The 17582-nt window shown below is 73.4% G+C and carries 18 protein-coding genes; 12 read left to right on the forward strand and 6 right to left on the reverse strand.

The genetic code is table 11. From position 1 onward, the window contains the following. Positions 1–3 precede the first annotated feature (3 nt). The 4 genes from V6U90_RS21795 to V6U90_RS21810 form a co-directional block, all read right to left on the reverse strand. Positions 4–936, reverse strand: a complete 933-nt coding sequence (locus V6U90_RS21795) for a pentapeptide repeat-containing protein (protein ID WP_442933642.1) — start codon at positions 934–936, stop codon at positions 4–6. Positions 937–1088: 152 nt separating this feature from the next. Continuing rightward, positions 1089–2135, reverse strand: coding sequence for a T3SS (YopN, CesT) and YbjN peptide-binding chaperone 1 (locus V6U90_RS21800; protein ID WP_334439668.1), 1047 nt, complete (start codon positions 2133–2135; stop codon positions 1089–1091). After that, positions 2122–2481, reverse strand: coding sequence for a hypothetical protein (locus V6U90_RS21805; RefSeq protein WP_334439671.1), 360 nt, complete (start codon positions 2479–2481; stop codon positions 2122–2124). The genes V6U90_RS21800 and V6U90_RS21805 overlap by 14 nt, the downstream gene beginning before the upstream one ends. A gap of 149 nt (positions 2482–2630) precedes the next feature. Next, positions 2631–4004, reverse strand: coding sequence for a protein kinase domain-containing protein (locus V6U90_RS21810; protein ID WP_334439673.1), 1374 nt, complete (start codon positions 4002–4004; stop codon positions 2631–2633). 577 nt (positions 4005–4581) lie between these two features. Here V6U90_RS21810 and V6U90_RS21815 point away from each other — a divergent pair. The 10 genes from V6U90_RS21815 (at position 4582) to V6U90_RS21860 (ending at position 12261) form a co-directional block, all read left to right on the forward strand. After that, positions 4582–5214, forward strand: a complete 633-nt coding sequence (locus V6U90_RS21815; protein WP_334439676.1) for an RNA polymerase sigma factor — start codon at positions 4582–4584, stop codon at positions 5212–5214. A 10-nt stretch (positions 5215–5224) separates the two neighbouring features. Next, complete coding sequence (locus tag V6U90_RS21820) at positions 5225–5962, forward strand: hypothetical protein (RefSeq protein WP_334439678.1); 738 nt, start codon at positions 5225–5227, stop codon at positions 5960–5962. Positions 5963–6095: 133 nt separating this feature from the next. Then, a complete protein-coding gene (gene egtA, locus V6U90_RS21825; RefSeq protein ID WP_334439680.1) occupies positions 6096–7328 on the forward strand; it encodes an ergothioneine biosynthesis glutamate--cysteine ligase EgtA in 1233 nt (410 codons plus the stop codon). 44 nt (positions 7329–7372) lie between these two features. After that, positions 7373–8686, forward strand: a complete 1314-nt coding sequence (gene egtB, locus V6U90_RS21830) for an ergothioneine biosynthesis protein EgtB (RefSeq protein ID WP_334439732.1) — start codon at positions 7373–7375, stop codon at positions 8684–8686. Between the two features lie 12 nt (positions 8687–8698). After that, positions 8699–9451, forward strand: coding sequence for an ergothioneine biosynthesis protein EgtC (egtC, locus tag V6U90_RS21835; RefSeq protein WP_334439682.1), 753 nt, complete (start codon positions 8699–8701; stop codon positions 9449–9451). After that, entirely contained in the window at positions 9452–10417 is a 966-nt protein-coding gene (gene egtD / locus V6U90_RS21840; protein WP_334439684.1) for an L-histidine N(alpha)-methyltransferase, read from the forward strand. It abuts the gene before it with no gap. A 242-nt stretch (positions 10418–10659) separates the two neighbouring features. Beyond that, on the forward strand, positions 10660–11244 hold the full coding sequence (locus tag V6U90_RS21845) for a TMEM165/GDT1 family protein (RefSeq protein ID WP_334439687.1): 585 nt from the start codon (positions 10660–10662) through the stop codon (positions 11242–11244). Positions 11245–11301: 57 nt separating this feature from the next. Further along, positions 11302–11721, forward strand: a complete 420-nt coding sequence (locus V6U90_RS21850) for a DUF1622 domain-containing protein (protein WP_334439690.1) — start codon at positions 11302–11304, stop codon at positions 11719–11721. Then, entirely contained in the window at positions 11718–12008 is a 291-nt protein-coding gene (locus tag V6U90_RS21855; RefSeq protein ID WP_334439692.1) for a hypothetical protein, read from the forward strand. The genes V6U90_RS21850 and V6U90_RS21855 overlap by 4 nt, the downstream gene beginning before the upstream one ends. A 55-nt stretch (positions 12009–12063) precedes the next feature. Further along, the gene (locus V6U90_RS21860; RefSeq protein ID WP_334439694.1) at positions 12064–12261 is read left to right on the forward strand and encodes a hypothetical protein; all 198 of its coding nucleotides are present in this window, start codon (positions 12064–12066) and stop codon (positions 12259–12261) included. A 58-nt stretch (positions 12262–12319) separates the two neighbouring features. Here V6U90_RS21860 and nhaA read toward each other — a convergent pair whose 3' ends face one another. After that, complete coding sequence (nhaA, locus tag V6U90_RS21865) at positions 12320–13687, reverse strand: Na+/H+ antiporter NhaA (RefSeq protein WP_334439696.1); 1368 nt, start codon at positions 13685–13687, stop codon at positions 12320–12322. 346 nt (positions 13688–14033) lie between these two features. On the opposite strand from nhaA, the gene V6U90_RS21870 reads away from it, so the two are divergent. Continuing rightward, on the forward strand, positions 14034–15494 hold the full coding sequence (locus tag V6U90_RS21870; protein WP_334439698.1) for a polysaccharide biosynthesis tyrosine autokinase: 1461 nt from the start codon (positions 14034–14036) through the stop codon (positions 15492–15494). Here V6U90_RS21870 and V6U90_RS21875 read toward each other — a convergent pair. Beyond that, positions 15475–16107 (reverse strand): arsenate reductase/protein-tyrosine-phosphatase family protein, encoded by a 633-nt coding sequence (locus tag V6U90_RS21875; RefSeq protein WP_334439701.1) that lies wholly within the window; start codon positions 16105–16107, stop codon positions 15475–15477. The two genes, V6U90_RS21870 and V6U90_RS21875, sit on opposite strands and share 20 nt — an antisense overlap. Before the next feature lie 206 nt (positions 16108–16313). Between V6U90_RS21875 and V6U90_RS21880 the strand changes: the two genes are divergently transcribed. Further along, the gene (locus V6U90_RS21880) at positions 16314–17534 is read left to right on the forward strand and encodes a glycosyltransferase family 4 protein (protein WP_334439704.1); all 1221 of its coding nucleotides are present in this window, start codon (positions 16314–16316) and stop codon (positions 17532–17534) included. Positions 17535–17582 lie beyond the last annotated feature (48 nt).

Here is a 17582-nt window from a genome sequence, read left to right on the forward strand (position 1 = left end):
GCCTCAGCGGCGTCCGGACGCCGGCCGGGCCCGCCGGTCCCGCCCGGGGTGGCCGCGCCGGACCGGGGTGAGCGGGAGCGTCCCCCAGTGCGCCGGCTGGGCCAGCGACGCCGACAGCCGTGTCGTCCGGTCGCCGCGTGCCGCGTCGAGCTGCGACTGGATGAGGAAGATCGCCCCCCGCAGGTCCGCGCCCCGCAGGTCCGCCCCGCGCAGATCGGCGCCGATCAGGTCGGCTCCCCGCAGGTCCGCGTGGCGCAGGTCGGCGCCGATCAGGTACGCCCCGCGCAGGCTGGCCGCGCGCAGGTCCGCGTTACGCAGGTCGGCCCCGATCAGGTCGGCGCCCCGACGGTCGGGCCCGGGGCGACCGTTGCCGGCCCGTGCCTGCTCACTGGCGCGCAGCAGCAGTCCGTTCACCCGCTGCCGCAGATCGACCACGTCCAGCGCGAGCAGCTCGGTCGGGGTGCCGGCGGTGAGTGCACCGGTCTGCTCCCGCGCGGCGGCCAGCTCGGTGACGAGCGGGGCGTCCGGAGCCAGGGTCAGCGCCTCGGTGAGATACCAGAGCAGTTCGTGCAGATGACGCATGACCGTGAACACCCCGAACATCTCCCCGGCCCGCTGCGGCGCGGTCCGCCAGTCCTGCCCGGCGTAGGTGACCTGGGCCACCTGCTGGCCGGCGCCGAAACAGTCGAAGACCGTGCAGCCGGGAAAGCCCCGTTGCCGCAGCTCGGTGTGGATGCCGCAGCGGAAGTCGGCGCCCAGGTTCCGGCAGGGCTGCCCGGCGGGCTTGTCGACGGCGAAGTCCGCCGACCGGGCGAAGGCCGGTGCCACACAGCACAGCCCGACACACCGGGCACAGTCGGCGCGCAGGTGACGCCGTCCGTCGTCGGACGGGTGGGGTGGCGGCTGCGACGGACGGGGTGCGGGCTGCTCGGACACTGCGACGGATCTCCTGCCGGTCGACGGCGCGCCGAGCCTACCAACCCGCCGGGGCCGCCCCGGGCACCCCGGGCCGGGTGTCCGCCGGTGCCGGTCGGGCCGGTCCGGTCACCCGTGGCGGCGTCGCGCCGGCCCACTCGTCGGTCGATGCGTCACGCCGGCCGGGCCCGCCGCCCGCGCAGGACGTCGATCACCTCGTCCAGCCGCCCCTGCCGGGTCAGCAGCCGCAGCAGCGGTCCGGCGGCGCTCCAGTCGTCGTCGTTGAGGGCCGCCCGCAGCACCGGTACCGCGTCGTCGGCGCGACCCTGGGTGGCCAGCAGCGTCGCCAGCTCCGCCCGGGCGCTCGGTTCACCCTGGTCCGCGGCGCGGCGCCACCACCGCTCGGCCTCCACGTCCTGGCCGTCGGCGTGCAGCAGCCCGGCCAGCCGGGTCGCCGCGTGCCAGTCACCGCCGTCGGCCAGGGACCGTAGCTCACCGAGCCGGCCCCGTTCGGCGAGCAGCTCGACCAGGACACTGCGCGCCGACCCGGCCCCCCGGGCGGCGAGGCGGCGCAGGTAGTTGGTGGGATCGGGCACCGCGAAGAGCCCGGCCGGGGCCGAGTCGAAGAACCGGTTGCCGCCGAACTCGGCCCGTAACCGGTCGTCGAGATCGTCGGCGAGGTCGCGCATGTCCTGTACCGCCATGGCGAGGTGGCTGGGCTGGAAGTCCTCACCCACCACCGGGACCGAGGCCCAGACGGTGTCGCCGGTGCAGTACACCCGGCCGATGGAGAGGTCGTTGGTGTGCTCGGAGAGCCGCCGGTAGAGGCTCTCGTTGGGCTGCACCCCGGTGAGCAGCGGAGAGAACACGTCGACCAGCGGCGGATCCTCCTGCGCCCGTACGAAGATCATGGCGGAGCCGGCGCGGATGCCGATGTTGCCGTCGGAGTCCATCCGGAGCTGGTCGGGGGGTGTGTCCAGCAGCCCGGCCAGGACGGCCTTGACCCGGTCCAGCAGCTTGTCCCCCTGCGCGGCGTCGGCGTGCAGTCGGGCCACGTCGAAGCCGGCCGGCCGGGGCGGGGCGGCCCGGGTCACCGGCCGGGCGGCCAGCGCGGCGGCCAGCCGGGTACGGGTGGGCAGCGGGTAGGACGCCGTGGTGGCTGACGGCCGGGCGGCCAGGGCGTCCACCAGGCGGGCCAGGAAACCGTCATGCGCCGTCATCCGCGTGCCCTTCCGGTGTGTCCAGCTCGGTGCCGGAGGACTGGTCGAGCATCCGGATCTGGTCGAACATCTTGGCGATGACCAGCGGGGCGGTGACCCCGAGGATGAAGGTCGCGAACGGGTCGTCGGCCACCCCACCGGCCCCGGCGGCAGCAGCCAGACCGGTGCCGGCGAAGGTGCGCAGCGACACGGCGAGCAGCACGATCGGCCGGTCCCGGCGGTCCCGCCAGGGCCACTGCCAGCGCCCCTTGGACTCCGTGCTCGGGCGCATCATCGCGTACAGGTTGAGCGCCTCGGCGACACCGCTGCCGACCAGGCCCCAGATCGCGGCTATCCATAGTGGCACGTCCCTACCCTACGCAGGCCCCGCATCCGCACCCATCGACGGGGGTGAGGCCGGTCGGAAGGCTCTGCTCAGCCCCTGTTCGAACTGTACGCCGCGCCGGCAACGGACACCCGGTGCCGGAACGCGACGACGGCCCACCCGCCGGTGGTCTACTCGGTGGTGCCGCCCTCGCCGCCGGGCCCCGCCGTCGGGCTGGGTACCTGGTCGGTCGGCCGGTCCGACGGGACCGGGTCGGTCGGCTCGGCGGTGGGTTCGACCGGCCCGGAGGTACCGGTCGGGGTCGGCTCGGGCACCGCCGGGCCGCTCGGTCCGCCGGTCGGGACCACCGTCGGTGAGGCGCTCGGCGTGCTACGCGGACCGGTCGGGCGGTCCGGCCGGTCCGACTCGGTCGGCCCGGACTCGGTGGCCGTCGCCTCGACGGTGGCGCTGGGCGCCGAGGGCTGCGGCGGCAGGTTCGTCGCGGGCGGGTTCGCGTCGGACTGGAAACTCAGGGCGACGGCCAGTCCGGTCAACCCGACCAGCGCCGCCGCGACCGCGCCGGCCAGTGCGGCCCGGCGCCCCTGGGGCCGGGCGGCGGCACCGGGGACCACCGCCGGCTGGTCGGTCAGGGTGTGGGGGCCCGGGCCCGCCGTGGTCGCACCGGCACCGGCACCGGCACCGGCACCGGCACCGGCCGCCGTCGGCCCGCCGGGTACTGCCTGCCGCGCGGTGCGGGCCGCCTCGGCGAACGCCGCCGCGCTCGGGAACCGGTCCGCCGGGTCCTTGGCCAGTGCCCGGGACACCAGCTCCGCCACCGGGGTGGGGATCTCCGGTGGCAGCGGGGCCGGCTCGTCATCGAGGTGCCGGACCGCCACCTGCAACGGGTTGTCCCCAGTGAACGGCGGGCTGCCGGTCAGACAGCAGTACGCGACCGCGCCCAGCGCGTAGATGTCGGTGGCCGCCGACACCGGGCGGCCGGCGGCCTGCTCCGGTGCCATGTAGAGCGCGGTGCCGGGTACCGCGTTGGCGCTGGTGATGCTCGTGACGCTCGCGGAGCGGGCGACGCCGAAGTCGACCAGCACGACCGTGCCGTCCGGTTGCACGAGCAGGTTGCTCGGCTTGACGTCCCGGTGGACGATGCCGCGGTTGTGCGCGGCGTGCAACGCCTGGGCGGCCTGCGCGACCACCGACATCGTCTCGGCAACGCCCAACTGCCCGGCCGCCTCGATCCGTCGGGACAGCGGCTCGCCGTCGACGAACTCCATGACCAGGTAGTCGGCCCGGCCGCCGTCGGGCAGGGCGTCCTCGCCGCAGTCGTAGACCTGCACGATGCCCGGGTGCCGCAGCGCGGCCATCATCCGGGCCTCGGCCCGGAACCGGGCGATGAAGTCGGGGTCCGAGACCAGCGCCGGGAGCAGCACCTTCACCGCGACCTCACGGCCGAGTACGACGTCGGTGCCACGCCAGACATCACCCATGCCACCGGTGGCGATCCGCTCGTTCAACCGGTAACGATCGCTGAGTACGACTTCTGGAGACAGCACCGCATTACGGTACCCAGGTTGGTGATCGACTACGCGGGGCCGCACCCCACCGCGATACCGCTCCGGTCGGGCGGCGTGATCCGTTCGCTCCGCCGGCCAACCGGCGACCCCGTTCCGTCACGACGCCACTACCGAGGGTGCGTGGCGGGGTTGTTCCGCCCGCCGCCCCGGTCGGCGTGGAACGGGCTGCTCAGCGCGGGGGTGTCCACAGGTTACCGAGAGCTGGTTCCGGTGGCGGCGCTAGCTGATCCGGCAGTGCTACGTCAACTCACCGGCCGGACTGATGGAGATATCTCACTGTTCCGACGGAGGACCGCAACTTGTGAGTAGCCGGACGTACCCCTAACCTTGACCGCGCCCTGGGCCGCTCCGGGACACCGGCCGCGTACGGCGCACGCCGTCCGGACGGTGCCGCGCCGGGGCATCCCGTCGGGACCGGTGGTGCCCCGCGGACGGGATCATTGCGACACGGGCCGGGATCGATGCAGCAGGGGGCTGATGGTGCTGGTCACATACCGGCCGTGTCGAGTGCGGGTCGCGGGGGCCCGGCCCACTGGCAGGTCCCGGTGGAGCGGCCATGGGCACTGACCTGACCGCAGTGGTCCGCGCCGCGCAATCCGGTGACGAGGCCGCGTTCCGGCAGCTCTACCGGACCCTGCAACCCGGCCTGCTGCGTTACCTCACCGCGCTGGTCGGCGCGGACGCCGAGGACATCGCCTCGGAAACCTGGCTCCAGGTCGCCCGGGACCTCGCCACCTTCACCGGCCAGGAGTTCCGGGCCTGGACCGTCACCATCGCCCGCAACCGGGCCCTGGACCATCTGCGTCGCGAGCGGCGCCGGCCGGCTGTCCCGGTCCCGGTGCAGGAACTCAGCGAACTCCCCGCGACCTCCGACACCGCCGAGCGGGCGAGTGAACGCCTGGGTACCCGCGCGGCCATCGAAATGATCGCCCGGCTGCCGCAGCGGGAGGCGGAGGCCGTGCTGCTGCGGGCGGTCATCGGGTTGGACGCGGAGTCCGCCGGGCGGGTCCTGGGCCGCCGTTCGGGTGCCGTCCGTACCGCAGCGCACCGGGGCCTGCGTCGGCTCGCCGCCGAACTGCGCCAGCAGGACGACCCGGCGGCGACCGTCACCCGACCGGCCCCCCGTTCCGTCCCCGCCCCGCCGGCGCCCCACGGCTCCGACGTCGAGCCGACGGACGGCAGACGTTGAAGGGGAAGAGATGAGATTCCGCCGTTCCGGTCGGCCGGATCGGGATGCGGCCGACCGGCTCCTCGACAGCCCGACACCGCCCACCGGCGCCGACCCGGATCCCCTGGCCCGGTTGCTGGCCGCCGCCGCTGCACCGGCACAACCCGACGAACTCGCCGGGGAGGAGGCCGCCATGGCAGCGTTCCGGACCATACGGGCCGCTGCGCCGGAACCGGCGACCCCGCCCGCGTCGTCCCGTCGACGGGGTACCGGCGCGGTCGCCTGGATCGCCGGTCTCGCCACGGTCGCCACGGCCGGGGTGGCCGTGGCCGCCGGTGGTCTCGGCCGTACCGGCAGCCCGACGCCGCCCCCGACCCCGGTCACCCCGAGCGGGTCCGCAGCGGCCACGTCGACCGCACCGGCCACCACCACGACCCGGTCCGGGGCGGCCCCGACGACATCCGGCGTCCCGAGCCTGACCACCGGCACCACCCGCCCCAGCTCCGGGGACCTCGACGCACGGGGGCTCTGCGCCGCCCTGCTGAGCAAGGGCAGCGCCGAACGTGCCCGGGAGATCAGTTCACCCCGCTACCGCCAACTGGTGGTCGCCGCCGGAGGGCAGCAGCAGGTGGAGGGGTACTGCCGGCAGCTGCTCCAGACCCCGCCCGAGCCGGCACAGCGGCCCACCGAGCGTCCGGACCGCCCCAGCAGGGTGCCCACCGAGAACCCGATCCGCACCGGCAGCCAGCTCACCCCCGGCCCGCGCTGACCCGCTCTGTCATCGGAAGGTACCTGTCTGTTTACCGCAGGCGTTTAGTCTCACCATCTGCTAGACAGGGGAGGAGGAGCCCCGGTCGCCTCTACCGGCCGGAGCCGCTCCCTGGGCGGAAGGGGGACTGCCGGTGGTGACGTCGCCCGGGCTGGACCGGACCGAGGTGCTGCGCGAGGTCGGCGCCGCCGAGCGGCACCTGGCCAGAATCTGCTTCAAGACCGGCCCACCCACCTACACCGGTACCGAGCTGGAATGGACCGTCCACGACGCGGTCGACCCGGCCCGTCCGGTGTCCCGGGACCGGTTGCGCACCGCACTCGGCCGGTACGCCCCGCAGACCCTCGGCGTGGACCGGGACGCGGACCTGCTGCCCCGGGGCGGTGCGGTCACCGTCGAACCCGGCGGCCAGATCGAGATCTCGACCCGCCCCCAACGTTCCCTGGCCGCCCTGGCCGACGCCACCGACGCCGACCTCGCCACGCTCACCGAGCTGCTGGCCACCGCCGGGCTGGCCCTCGGCGGCAGCGGCATCGATCCGCACCGACCACCGCGTCCGGTGGTCGACACCCCGCGCTACCGCGCCATGCGGTGCGTCTTCGACCGGCGCGGACCGGCCGGCCGCACCATGATGTACAGCACCGCCGGCCTCCAGGTCTGCCTGGACGCCGGGGAGCCCGGGCAGGTCGCCGCCCGCTGGGTCGCCGCGCACGCGCTCGGACCACCGCTCATCGCGGCGTTCGCCACCGCCGGCCGGCACAACGGCCGGCACACCGGCTGGGCCTCCGCCCGGATGGCCGCCTGGCTGCACATCGACCCGGCCCGGACCAGCCCGGTCTGGTCACCCACCGCGACCGGTGACCCGGTCGACGCCTGGATCCGGTACGCCCTCGACGCGCCACTGCTCTGCCTGCGCGCCGACCGGACCGACTGGACACCCCCGGCCGGGGTCACCTTCGCCGACTGGATCGGCGGTGCCCTACCCCGCCCACCCACCACCGACGACCTCGACTACCACCTGAGCACCCTCTTCCCGCCGGTACGACCCCGCGGCTACCTGGAGATCCGCTACCTGGACGCCCAGCCGGGACGGGGTTGGCTCACCCCGGTCGCCGTACTCACCGCCCTGCTGGCCGACCCGGCGACGGTGGCGGAGGTGTCGGCGACCTGCCTGCCGGTGGCCGACCGCTGGGACAGCGCGGCCCGGCACGGGCTGACCGACCCGGCGCTGTCCCGGGCCGCCGCGACCGTACTCGGCCTGGCCCTTCGTGACCTGGACCGGACCGGCCTGCCGGCCGACCGACGCACCGAGATCAGTGACGACCTGCGGCGCCGGATCGCCGCTGCGGAAAGGGGACACCGGTGACCACCCCAGCCGTCCACCCGCCGACCGCCGGAGGGCCGTCGGGCCTGCCCGACACGCAGCTGCGCGACCGGATCGCCGCCGAACTGGCCCGGACCCGGCAGCGCACCGCCCTGCTCACCGACTCCGTCGACGCCGACGACCTGATGCGCCAGCACTCGACGATCATGTCACCGCTGGTCTGGGACCTGGCCCACGTCGGCAACCAGGAGGAACTGTGGCTGGTCCGCGACGTCGGCGGGCGGGAACCGGTCCGGCACGACATCGACGACCTCTACGACGCGTTCAAGCAGCCCCGCCGGGACCGCCCCGCGTTGCCCCTGCTGCCCCCGGCCGAGGCCCGCGCCTACCTGCGTACCGTCCGGGACAAGGTGTTCGACCTGCTGGACCGGGTGCGGTTCGACGAGCGGCCCCTGGTGGCCGACGGGTTCGCCTTCGGAATGATCGTCCAGCACGAACAGCAGCACGACGAGACCATGCTCGCCACCCACCAGCTGCGGATCGGCCCGCCGGTGCTCACCGCACCACCGCCCCCGCCGGCCGCCCGCCCGGTACGCGGCGAGGTGTTCGTCCCGGCCGGACCGTTCGAGATGGGTACCGCGACCGACCCGTGGGCCCTGGACAACGAACGCCCCGCCCACCGGGTGCACCTGCCGGCGTACCTCATCGACGCGGCCCCGGTCAGCAACGGCGACTACCGGGCGTTCATCGCCGACGGCGGGTACGACGACCCGCGCTGGTGGAGTGACGAGGGCTGGGCGCACCGGTGCGTGGCCGGGCTGACCGCCCCGATGCACTGGCAGCGTGACGGCGACGACTGGTCGTACCTGCGCTTCGGCCGCTGGTCTCCGGTCCGCGACGACGAACCGGTGGTGCACGTCTGCTGCTACGAGGCCCAGGCGTACGCCGCCTGGGCCGGTAAGCGGCTGCCCACCGAGGCGGAGTGGGAGAAGGCGGCCCGCTGGGACCCGGCCACCGGCCGGTCCCGCCGCTATCCCTGGGGCGACGGGGATCCGACGCCCGCGCACGCCAACCTCGGGCAGCGGCACCTGTGGCCGGCGCCGGTCGGTGCGTACCCGGCCGGGGCGTCCCCGCTCGGGGTGCACCAGCTGATCGGGGACGTCTGGGAGTGGACGTCCACCCCGTTCACCGGCTACCCGGGCTTCACCGCCTTCCCCTACCGGGAGTACTCCGAGGTCTTCTTCGGCGACACGTACCGGGTGCTGCGCGGCGGCTCCTTCGGCACCGACCGGGCCGCCTGCCGGGGCACCTTCCGCAACTGGGACCTGCCCATCCGGCGGCAGATCTTCAGCGGGTTCCGCTGCGCCCGCGATCCCCGACCCGACGAAGCCGGACGCTGAGGGGCCCGGCTGATGTGTCGGCACCTGGCCTACCTCGGGCCACCGGTCACCCTCGCCACGCTGCTCTACGCACCGCCGCACTCGCTGGTCCGGCAGTCCTGGGCGCCCCGGGACATGCGCGGCGGCGGCACGGTCAACGCCGACGGTTTCGGCGTCGGCTGGTACCCGGCCGGCGCCGACCAGCCGGTGCGCTACCGCCGGGCCGAGCCGATCTGGGGCGATCCGGCACTGGCGGCCCTGGCCGGGGTGACCACCGCCGGGGCGGTGCTGGCCGCGGTGCGCTCGGCGACGGTCGGGATGCCGGTGGTGGCCACCGCAGCGGCGCCGTTCGGTGCGGAACGGTGGCTGTTCAGCCACAACGGGGTGGTGGCCGGCTGGCCGGACTCGGTGACCGGGCTCGCCGGTGCCCTGCCGGTGCGGGACCTGCTCACCCTGGACGCCCCGACCGACGCCGCGCTGCTCTGGGCGCTGGTCCGGCACCGGCTGCGTGCCGGGGACGATCCGGCCGACGCGGTCGCCGCGACGGTCCGCGCGGTGGCCGCCGCTGCCCCCGGCTCCCGGTTGAACCTGCTGCTCACCGACGGACGGACGGCGGTGGGCACCGCCGCCGGGCACGCCCTGTCGGTCCGTTCCGGCCCCGACTCGGTGCTGATCGCCTCCGAACCGCTCGACGACGACCCCGCCTGGCAGGCCGTGCCGGACGGGCACCTGGTGGTCGCCACCACCGCGTACGTGCACACCGATCCGATCGCGAAGGAGAGCTGAATGGGCGCCGAGCCGTTGGAGATCTACCTGGAGGAGCACGACCTGGCGACCGGGTTGCGGGACGACGTGCGCACCGGGCTCACCGCAGCACAGAAGTGGCTGCCACCGAAGTGGTTCTACGACGCCCGGGGCAGTGCGCTCTTCGAGGAGATCACCAGGCTGCCGGAGTACTACCCGACCCGGGCCGAACGGTCCGTCCTGGTCGGGCGGGCCGCCGACATCGCCGCGGTGACCGGCGCGAAGACCCTCATCGAGTTGGGCTCCGGCTCGTCGGAGAAGACCCGCCTGCTGCTCGACGCGTTCACCCGGCACGGTGGGCTCGGCACGTTCGTACCGCTGGACGTCTCGATCAGCGCACTGCGGCAGTCCACCGCGCAGATCGCCCGGGACTATCCCGGGCTGCGGGTACGCGGCATCGTCGGGGACTTCACCCGGCAACTCGACCGGCTGCCCACCGGCGGCCGGCGGCTGGTCGCCTTCCTCGGCGGCACCATCGGCAACCTGCTACCGGCCGAGCGGGCGGAGTTCCTCGCCGCGATGCGGGCGGCCCTGGAGACGGGGGACTGGTTGCTGATCGGGACCGACCTGGTCAAGGATCCCTCGGTGATCGTGCCGGCGTACGACGACTCCGCCGGGGTGACCGCCGAGTTCAACCGCAACGTGCTGCACGTGGTCAACCGGGAACTGGGCGCCGACTTCGACCCGGGGTCGTTCGACCATGTGGCCCTCTGGGATCCGGAGCAGGAGTGGATCGAGATGCGGCTGCGGGCCACGCGGCCGATGCGGGTCCGGGTACTGGACCTCACCGTCGACTTCACCGAGGGCGAGGATCTGCGTACCGAGGTGTCGGCGAAGTTCCGCCCGGAGGGGATCGCCGCCGAACTGGCGACGGCCGGTTTCGCCGTACCGCAGTTCTGGACCGATCGGCGGGGGCTGTTCGGGGTCAGCCTGGCCCAGGCGGTGTGACGGGCGGTCCGGTCGGCCGGGGTGAGCAGGGCCACCTCCGCCGCCGGGCGGGCAGCGGGATCGGTTAGGCTCGTGGCTGCGAAGGGGAGTAGCTCCCAATGTCGTGGTCGACATACTGATGCGTTCGCGCATCCGGCCACGCGGCCTCACTTCGGTGGGGCGGGCGAGACCTTCGACTCAGGCTGTTACAGCCGGGTCGAGGTCGCCCGTACCCCGACCCGGTGCTGACCGGGAAGGGTGTCATGGAAGGTTTTCTCGCGGCGCTGGTGATCAGTTTCGGCGTCATCTTCGTCGCCGAACTGGGCGACAAGTCGCAGTTGATGGCGTTGACGTTCGCCACCCGTTTCAAGCCGGTACCGGTGCTCATCGGCATCACCGTCGCCACGGCGGTGGTGCACCTGGTCTCGGTGGCGATCGGCTACGGCCTGGGCGCCACGCTGCCCACCGGGTGGATCTCCCTCATCGCCGGTGTCGCGTTCCTCGGCTTCGGGGCCTGGACCCTGCGGGGGGACAGGCTCACCGAGGAGGAGAAGCGCAAGGCCGAGCGGGGCGGCAAGTCGGCGGTGCTGGCCGTCGGGGTGGCGTTCTTCCTGGCCGAACTGGGTGACAAGACCATGCTCGCCACCATCACCCTGGCCACCCAGTACGGCTGGTTCGGCACCTGGATCGGCTCGACGGTCGGCATGGTCGCCGCCGATGCGCTGGCCATCCTGGTCGGCCGGCTGCTCGGCCGGAAGCTGCCGGAGAAGACCATCAAGTACGGGGCGGCGATCCTCTTCGCGATCTGCGGGCTCTGGCTGATCCTGGAAGCCCTGCCCCAACTGTAAGGAAGGGCCCCTGCTTAACGTTTTTGGTAGAGGAAGGGGCCCTTCTTAACACCTGTCATGGCATACCGGGCCCGGCGCCGGGTACCCGCCGCCGTGTCGTCCGGGGAACTCCTGCGCCAGGGTGACGAGATCCTCGTCGCCTTGGTGGAGGTCGCCGGAGCCGTGGTGATCTTCGTCGGGGCGGCCTGGGCGGCGACCCGGTTCGTGGTGGCCGGGCTGCGTCACCGCGACGCCGCCGTGTTCACCCCGATCCGGCTGTCGCTGGGCCGGTTCCTGACCCTGGGGCTGGAGTTCCAGCTCGCGGCGGACATCCTGCGGACCGCGGTGTCACCGACTCTGGACCAGATCGGTCAACTGGCGGCGATCGCCACGATCCGGACCGCGTTGAACTTCTTCCTCCGCCGGGAGATCGAGCAGGAGCAGCGGCAGGTGGGCACCGGACCTCCGGTACGTCCCGACGCGTCGGCGGCACGGTGACGGCGCTGCTCAACGCGCTCACCGCCGCCGCGCTGGGGGCGGCGCTGGTCACCCTGGTCGGTACCGGCTCGTGGCGGCTGGCCCTGCGGGTACTGCTGGATCTAATGATGGCGGCCGGTCTGCTCCGCCTGGCGGGTAGGCCGGCGCTGCCCGACCTGGCGGTCGTGGTGGTGGTCGTGGCGCTGCGGTTCGGCCTGTCCACGGCGCTGGGAATCGGCAGCGGCAACCAGCCCGGCACCGGCAGGGCTGCGGGTACCGGGTGTCATGCGGGGCGTTGCCGGGAATGAACCGACCCGGACAGACCGCCACCGGGCAGTCAGCACGGACCGGAAGGACGAACGTATGCGCCGGCACGACGAACCGAACGAGTACGGCTTCGCGGGGGATGCCACCGCTCCGGAGCCGCCGGACCGGGCCATCCCGGACGAGCTGGACCGGGCCGAGGCGGTGGCGGTGCCCGGTGACGATCTGACCGAGGACCTTTCCGACGCGCTGGTCGACGAGACCGGACAGGACCGCCGGCCCGAGCGCCGCGGTTGAGTACCCCGGGTGGCCGGACGGGCGCGGCGGGACCGTCACCGGTCCCGGTGCGCCCCACTCACCCCTGTTGCCCGGGCTGCTGGTAGACGTCGGGTACGCCGTCGTGGTCGCCGTCCCGGGTCTCCCGTTCGTGGATCCGCCGGTACACGGTGTTCCGGCGGACCAGCACGATCGAGGCGAGTACGGCCGAGGCCAGCGATCCGGCCAGTACGGCGGCCTTGACCCGGTCGTCGGCCGGGCTGCCCGGCCCGAACGCCAACTCGCCGATGAGCAGCGAGACGGTGAACCCTATGCCGGCGAGCAGGGACACCCCGAGCAGGTCCGACCAGGAGATGTCCTCGTCCAGCCGGGCCCGGGTGAACCGGGCGAGCAGCCAGGTGGAGCCGAAGATCCCGATGGTCTTACCCAGGACCAGAGCGGCCATCACCCCGACCACGATCGGGTCGGTGAACACCGCGCCCAGGTCGGTACCGCGCAGCGAGACGCCGGCGGCGAAGAACGCGAAGACCGGCACCGCGAATCCGGCCGAGATCGGCCGCCAGCGGTGTTCCAGGTGCTCGGCGAGGCCCGGCCCGTCGCCCCTGCGCCGCAGCACCGGCACGGTGAAGCCGAGCAGCACCCCGGCCACCGTGGCGTGCACCCCGGAGGCGTGCATCAGGGCCCAGGCCAGTACGGCGAGCGGGATCAGTGCCCACCACCAGGTCTTCCGGCGCTGGATGAGGAAGGCGAAGGCGGCGATCGGCAGGAGCGCGCCCAGCAGCGGCAGCGGGTGGAAGTCGGCGGTGTAGAAGACCGCGATGATCGTGATGGCCAGCAGGTCGTCGACCACCGCGAGGGTGAGCAGGAACGCCCGTAACCCCTGTGGCAGGTGCGAGCCGATCACGGCCAGTACGGCCAGCGCGAAGGCGATGTCGGTGGCCGTCGGGATGGCCCAACCGCGCAGGCCCTCCCCGCCGGAGGTGAGGGTGACCCCGATGTAGATCAGCGCGGGTAGCAGCATCCCGCCGACGGCCGCCACCACGGGCAGCGCGGCCCGGCGGGGATCGCGCAGGTCGCCGGCCACGAATTCGCGTTTCAGTTCGAGCCCGACGACGAAGAAGAAGATGGCGAGCAACCCGTCTGCGGCCCACTTCGCCAGGTTCAGGTCCAGGTGCAGCGCCGCTCCACCGGTCCAGGGGACGTAGCCGCTGAGCGCGGTGTACGACCCGGACCAGGGGGAGTTCGCCCAGACCAGCGCCAGTACGGCGCCGAGCAGCAGCAGGGCGCCGCCGACCGTCTCGGTACGCAGCACGTCGGCGATGAACCGGGCCTCCGGCCAGGAGCCGCGCTGGAAGAGCCGGCCCTGCGGACCCGTCGGGTCGCCGTCATGGCCCGTTGGATGGCCGTCATGGCGCGTCGGATCGCCGTGCGGAGTGTGCGGGGGCATGGTGACGCGGTCACCTCTCGTCGCCGGAATCAGGGGTCGGTGAATCCGTTGCCGACCAGACTTCCCGGCACACCAGTGCCCGCCAGCCTACCGAGAGGCTGGTCAGCCGGCTACTTGTCGGCAGGCCGTCGGTCGGCCGCAGCGCCGCGACGACGGCGCCGCGACGACGGCGACGCGCCACTTCCCGGTTCGTTGGGTGAATGGGGCATGCCGTGCCTCATCGTCATCTACATTCGGTGGGATCCCTTATGGGGTAAATATGGGTAATTTTCGGTTTAGGTGGACCGGCCGGCGGGGCTTGTGTGTGGATCGCTCGGTTGGCTGCTGAGACGGGAGTTCTGGGCTGATGGACCTGTACAACTACCTGCGCCTGATACGACGGCAGTGGTGGATCATTTTGATCACGGTCATGATCGCGTTGGGGGTCGGGGCGTTCGTCACAGTCCGGGCCCAGCCGCGTTACGCGGCCACGGTCACCTTCTTCGTGACCACCGCCACCGACCGGATAACCGACGCCTACCAGGGCGGTCTCTTCCTCCAGCAGCGGGTCAAGTCCTACGCCGACCTGCTCACCAGCGACCGGCTCGCGCAGGCCGTGGCCAGCCAGAACTCTGTCGGCATGACCGCCGACGAGATTCGCGGCCGGGTCAGCACCTCCACGGAGACGGGGACGGTGCTGCTCCGCGCCACCGTCGTCGACAGCGAACCGGCCCGCGCGCTCCGGCTGACCGAAGCGCTCTCCGCCCGGTTCGTCGACCTGGTCCGACAGATCGAGACCCCGTCCGGCGGCGAGAGCCCCATGGTCAAGATCGAGGTGATCAGCGGGCCCCGGGTCGGCACCGCCCCGGTGTCGCCCCGCCCGGTGCGTAACCTCTCCCTCGCCGCACTGCTCGGGCTGGTGGCGGGGATCGCGGTATCGGTGCTGCGCAGCATGATCGACACCCGGATGCGGGACGGGCGCAGCCTGGAACAGGCCACCGGCGCCCCGCTGCTCGGCGAGATCCCGTTCGAGGCGGCGGCCCGTATCGCGCCGCTGATCGTCGGCGACGCGGCCCGGTCCGTCCGCGCCGAGGCGATCCGCAAACTCCGTACCAATCTCCGCTTCGTCGACGTGCACGAGGCCGCGCGGGTCATCGCGGTCAGCAGCGCGATGCAGGGCGAGGGGAAGACCACGACCTCCTGCAACCTGGCGATCGCCCTGGCCGAGGCCGGCTGGCGGGTCCTGCTGGTCGACGCCGACCTGCGCCGGCCGAAGGTCTCCGAGTACCTGGGTATCGAGTCCGCCGTCGGGTTGACCGACGTGCTGCTCGGTGACGTGCAGGTGGGTGACGTCGTACAACCCTGGGGCGACCGGTCGCTGTTCGTCCTGCCGGCCGGGTCCACCCCGCCCAACCCCAGCGAACTGCTCGGCTCCAAGGCGATGGCCGACGTGCTGGCGCTGCTGCGGGAGTCCGCCGACATCGTCATCATCGACACCCCGCCGCTGCTCGCGGTGACCGACGCCGTCGTCGTCGCGGTACAGGCAGACGGGGCGCTGCTGGTCGCCCAGCACGGCCAGACCAGCATGTCCCAGGCCGCCGCCGCAGCCAATGCGCTGCACGCGGTGTCGGTACGACTGCTCGGCTGTGTCCTGAACATGTCCCGGGTGACCAGGACGGACAGTTACCAGTACGAGGCGTACCGGGTGGCGACCACGCGGGTGGATAAGACGGTGCCGGGCGACCGGGCGTCGACGGGCGGACGGGCGGCGGTGGGTCAACGAGCCGCGGTGGACCCGACCCAGGTACTCACCCGGCTGCCGCGATGAGGCCCACGATCGGCAGTACCGCCGCCTCGATCTCGTCGGCGCAGCGGTGGAAGTCGGCCGGCGTGCCGCCGATCGGGTCGGTCAGATCGTCGGCCTCCGGCCCGGCGGGTTGCAGCAGGCTCCGGGCGCGGGCCGCAGCCGCCACCGCAGCCGGCAGCACGCCGATCCCCGTGATGGCGTCCGCCGCCGGCAGTAGCCCCACCCCGCCGGCGGTGGGTGGTACGCCCACCCCGCCGACGGTTCCCGCCACGCCTCGTCGGACCGGGCCGGCTGCGGCGGCGAGGCGGGCGAACTGGCGCAGCGTGAAGGTCCGTCCGATGGCGGCCGGTGCCGTCGCGACGCAGTACGCCCGCTCCCGGCGGCTGGCGGCCAGGACGAGCCCGGCACCGGTCAGCAGGTCACGGGTCACCTCCCGGCTGCGGAACCCGGTGGGGTCCAGACCCCGCCCGTCGAGGATGCCCGCCGCGTACGGGTGCATCGACCGGCCGGGTACGGCATGGGTGCCGGCGCTGGCCACGGACACCCCGTGCCGGGTCAGCACGGCCCGGGCCAGGTACTCGGCCATCGGGGACCGGCACAGATTGGCATGGCACACGAACAGCACATCGTTCACCGGGCGGGCCCTCCTCGTCGACGTGACGGATCACCGGCACCGGGGCGTGCCGGGGGACGTGAGGGGGTTCTCCGGATCCTACGGGCGTACCCGGCCGGTGCCCCGCCCCGGCGCGCCGGACGGGTCGAGTGGCCCGGGCGGACCGGTTCGGCGCGGCCCGGGCGGACCGGACCGGGTGGGACCGTGAAGACAGGCCGGGTGGGACCGTGAAGATCGGGATCCTGTCGTACTACTTTCCGCCGGAACCGGCCTTCATCCCGGGCAGTCTCGCCGAGGAGTTGGCCGCGCGCGGTCACGAGGTACGGGTGCTCACCGGCTTTCCCGACTACCCCGGCGGGCGGGTGTACCCGGGGTGGCGCCAGCGGTGGCACCACGAGACGCACAGTGAACGGCTGACCGTCCGCCGGGTGCCGCGCTATCCCGGCGGTGACGGCAGCTCGCTGGCCGGCCGGTACGCCGGTTACCTCTCCTTCGCCGGGAGCGCCGCCCTGACCGGCCCGCGTTACCTGACCGGGATCGATGCGCTCTACGTGTACCACCTGCCGGCGACCATGTTCGCCGCGGCCGGGCTGCTGCGGTTGCTGCGCCGGGTGCCGACCGTGCTGCACGTGCAGGACGTGTGGCCGGACGGGGTGGACCTCGACCGTGGGCTGTGGCGTACCCGGCTGGACCGGACCATTCGGCAGATCTACGACGCCGCCCGGGCGGTGGCCGTGATCGCACCGTCGATGCGGGAGCACGTCATCGCCGAGGGCGCCGATCCGGCGAAGGTCCGGGTGGTGCTCAACTGGACCGACGAGCGGATCTTCCAGCCGGTCCGGCCCAGTGACGCGGCCTGCCGGCTGGTCCGTCGCGACGACCGCTGCGTGGTCATGCACGCGGGCACGATCGGTCCACGCCAGCACCTGGAGACGGCGGTCCGGGCCGCCGCCGCGGTGAACGGCAAGACCGACCTGGTGCTCGTCGGCTCGGGGCCGGAGGAGGACCGGCTGCGCCGGCTGGCCGCCGAGTTGAGTGCGGCGAACGTGCGGTTCGAGGCCCGTCGTTCCCCGGTGGAGATGCCGGACCTGTACGCCGCCGCCGACTACCAGTTGGTCTCCCTGGCCGACCGCCCGGTACTGCGCGGGGCGGTACCGGCCACCCTGCCGGCGGCGTTCGCCTGCGCCGCCCCGGTGGTGGCCTCGGCGGCCGGTGACACCGTGGATCTGGTGGAGCGCGCCCGGGCCGGGCTCTCCTGTCCGCCGGGGGACTGGTCGACGCTGGCCGACCGGTTCTGGTTGGCCGCCACCATCCCGGCCGGGGCCCGCCGGGAGATGGGGCAGCGGGGGCGGGAGAGCTACCTGCGCCGGATGTCGATGCAGGCCGGGGTGGACCAGATCCAGCGGTTGCTCTACGAGGTGGCCACCGGTCGTGCCGGGCCCCGGTGACCTGGGCACCAACTGGCGCTCCGCGTGCCATCGGGCGGCCGGCAGGCG

Source organism: Micromonospora sp. CPCC 206060, assembly GCF_036906895.1.
Classification (GTDB): Bacteria; Actinomycetota; Actinomycetes; order Mycobacteriales; family Micromonosporaceae; genus Micromonospora.

What these genes read in the sequence shown, in the direction of transcription:
- V6U90_RS21870 (WP_334439698.1), top strand. Translation starts at nt 14,034, where the DNA reads ATGGACCTGTACAACTACCTGCGCCTGATACGACGGCAGTGGTGGATC.
- nhaA (WP_334439696.1), bottom strand. Translation starts at nt 13,687, where the DNA reads ATGCCCCCGCACACTCCGCACGGCGATCCGACGCGCCATGACGGCCAT.
- V6U90_RS21850 (WP_334439690.1), top strand. Translation starts at nt 11,302, where the DNA reads ATGGCATACCGGGCCCGGCGCCGGGTACCCGCCGCCGTGTCGTCCGGG.
- V6U90_RS21820 (WP_334439678.1), top strand. Translation starts at nt 5,225, where the DNA reads ATGAGATTCCGCCGTTCCGGTCGGCCGGATCGGGATGCGGCCGACCGG.
- V6U90_RS21800 (WP_334439668.1), bottom strand. Translation starts at nt 2,135, where the DNA reads ATGACGGCGCATGACGGTTTCCTGGCCCGCCTGGTGGACGCCCTGGCC.
- egtC (WP_334439682.1), top strand. Translation starts at nt 8,699, where the DNA reads ATGTGTCGGCACCTGGCCTACCTCGGGCCACCGGTCACCCTCGCCACG.
- V6U90_RS21845 (WP_334439687.1), top strand. Translation starts at nt 10,660, where the DNA reads ATGGAAGGTTTTCTCGCGGCGCTGGTGATCAGTTTCGGCGTCATCTTC.
- V6U90_RS21815 (WP_334439676.1), top strand. Translation starts at nt 4,582, where the DNA reads ATGGGCACTGACCTGACCGCAGTGGTCCGCGCCGCGCAATCCGGTGAC.
- egtD (WP_334439684.1), top strand. Translation starts at nt 9,452, where the DNA reads ATGGGCGCCGAGCCGTTGGAGATCTACCTGGAGGAGCACGACCTGGCG.
- V6U90_RS21860 (WP_334439694.1), top strand. Translation starts at nt 12,064, where the DNA reads ATGCGCCGGCACGACGAACCGAACGAGTACGGCTTCGCGGGGGATGCC.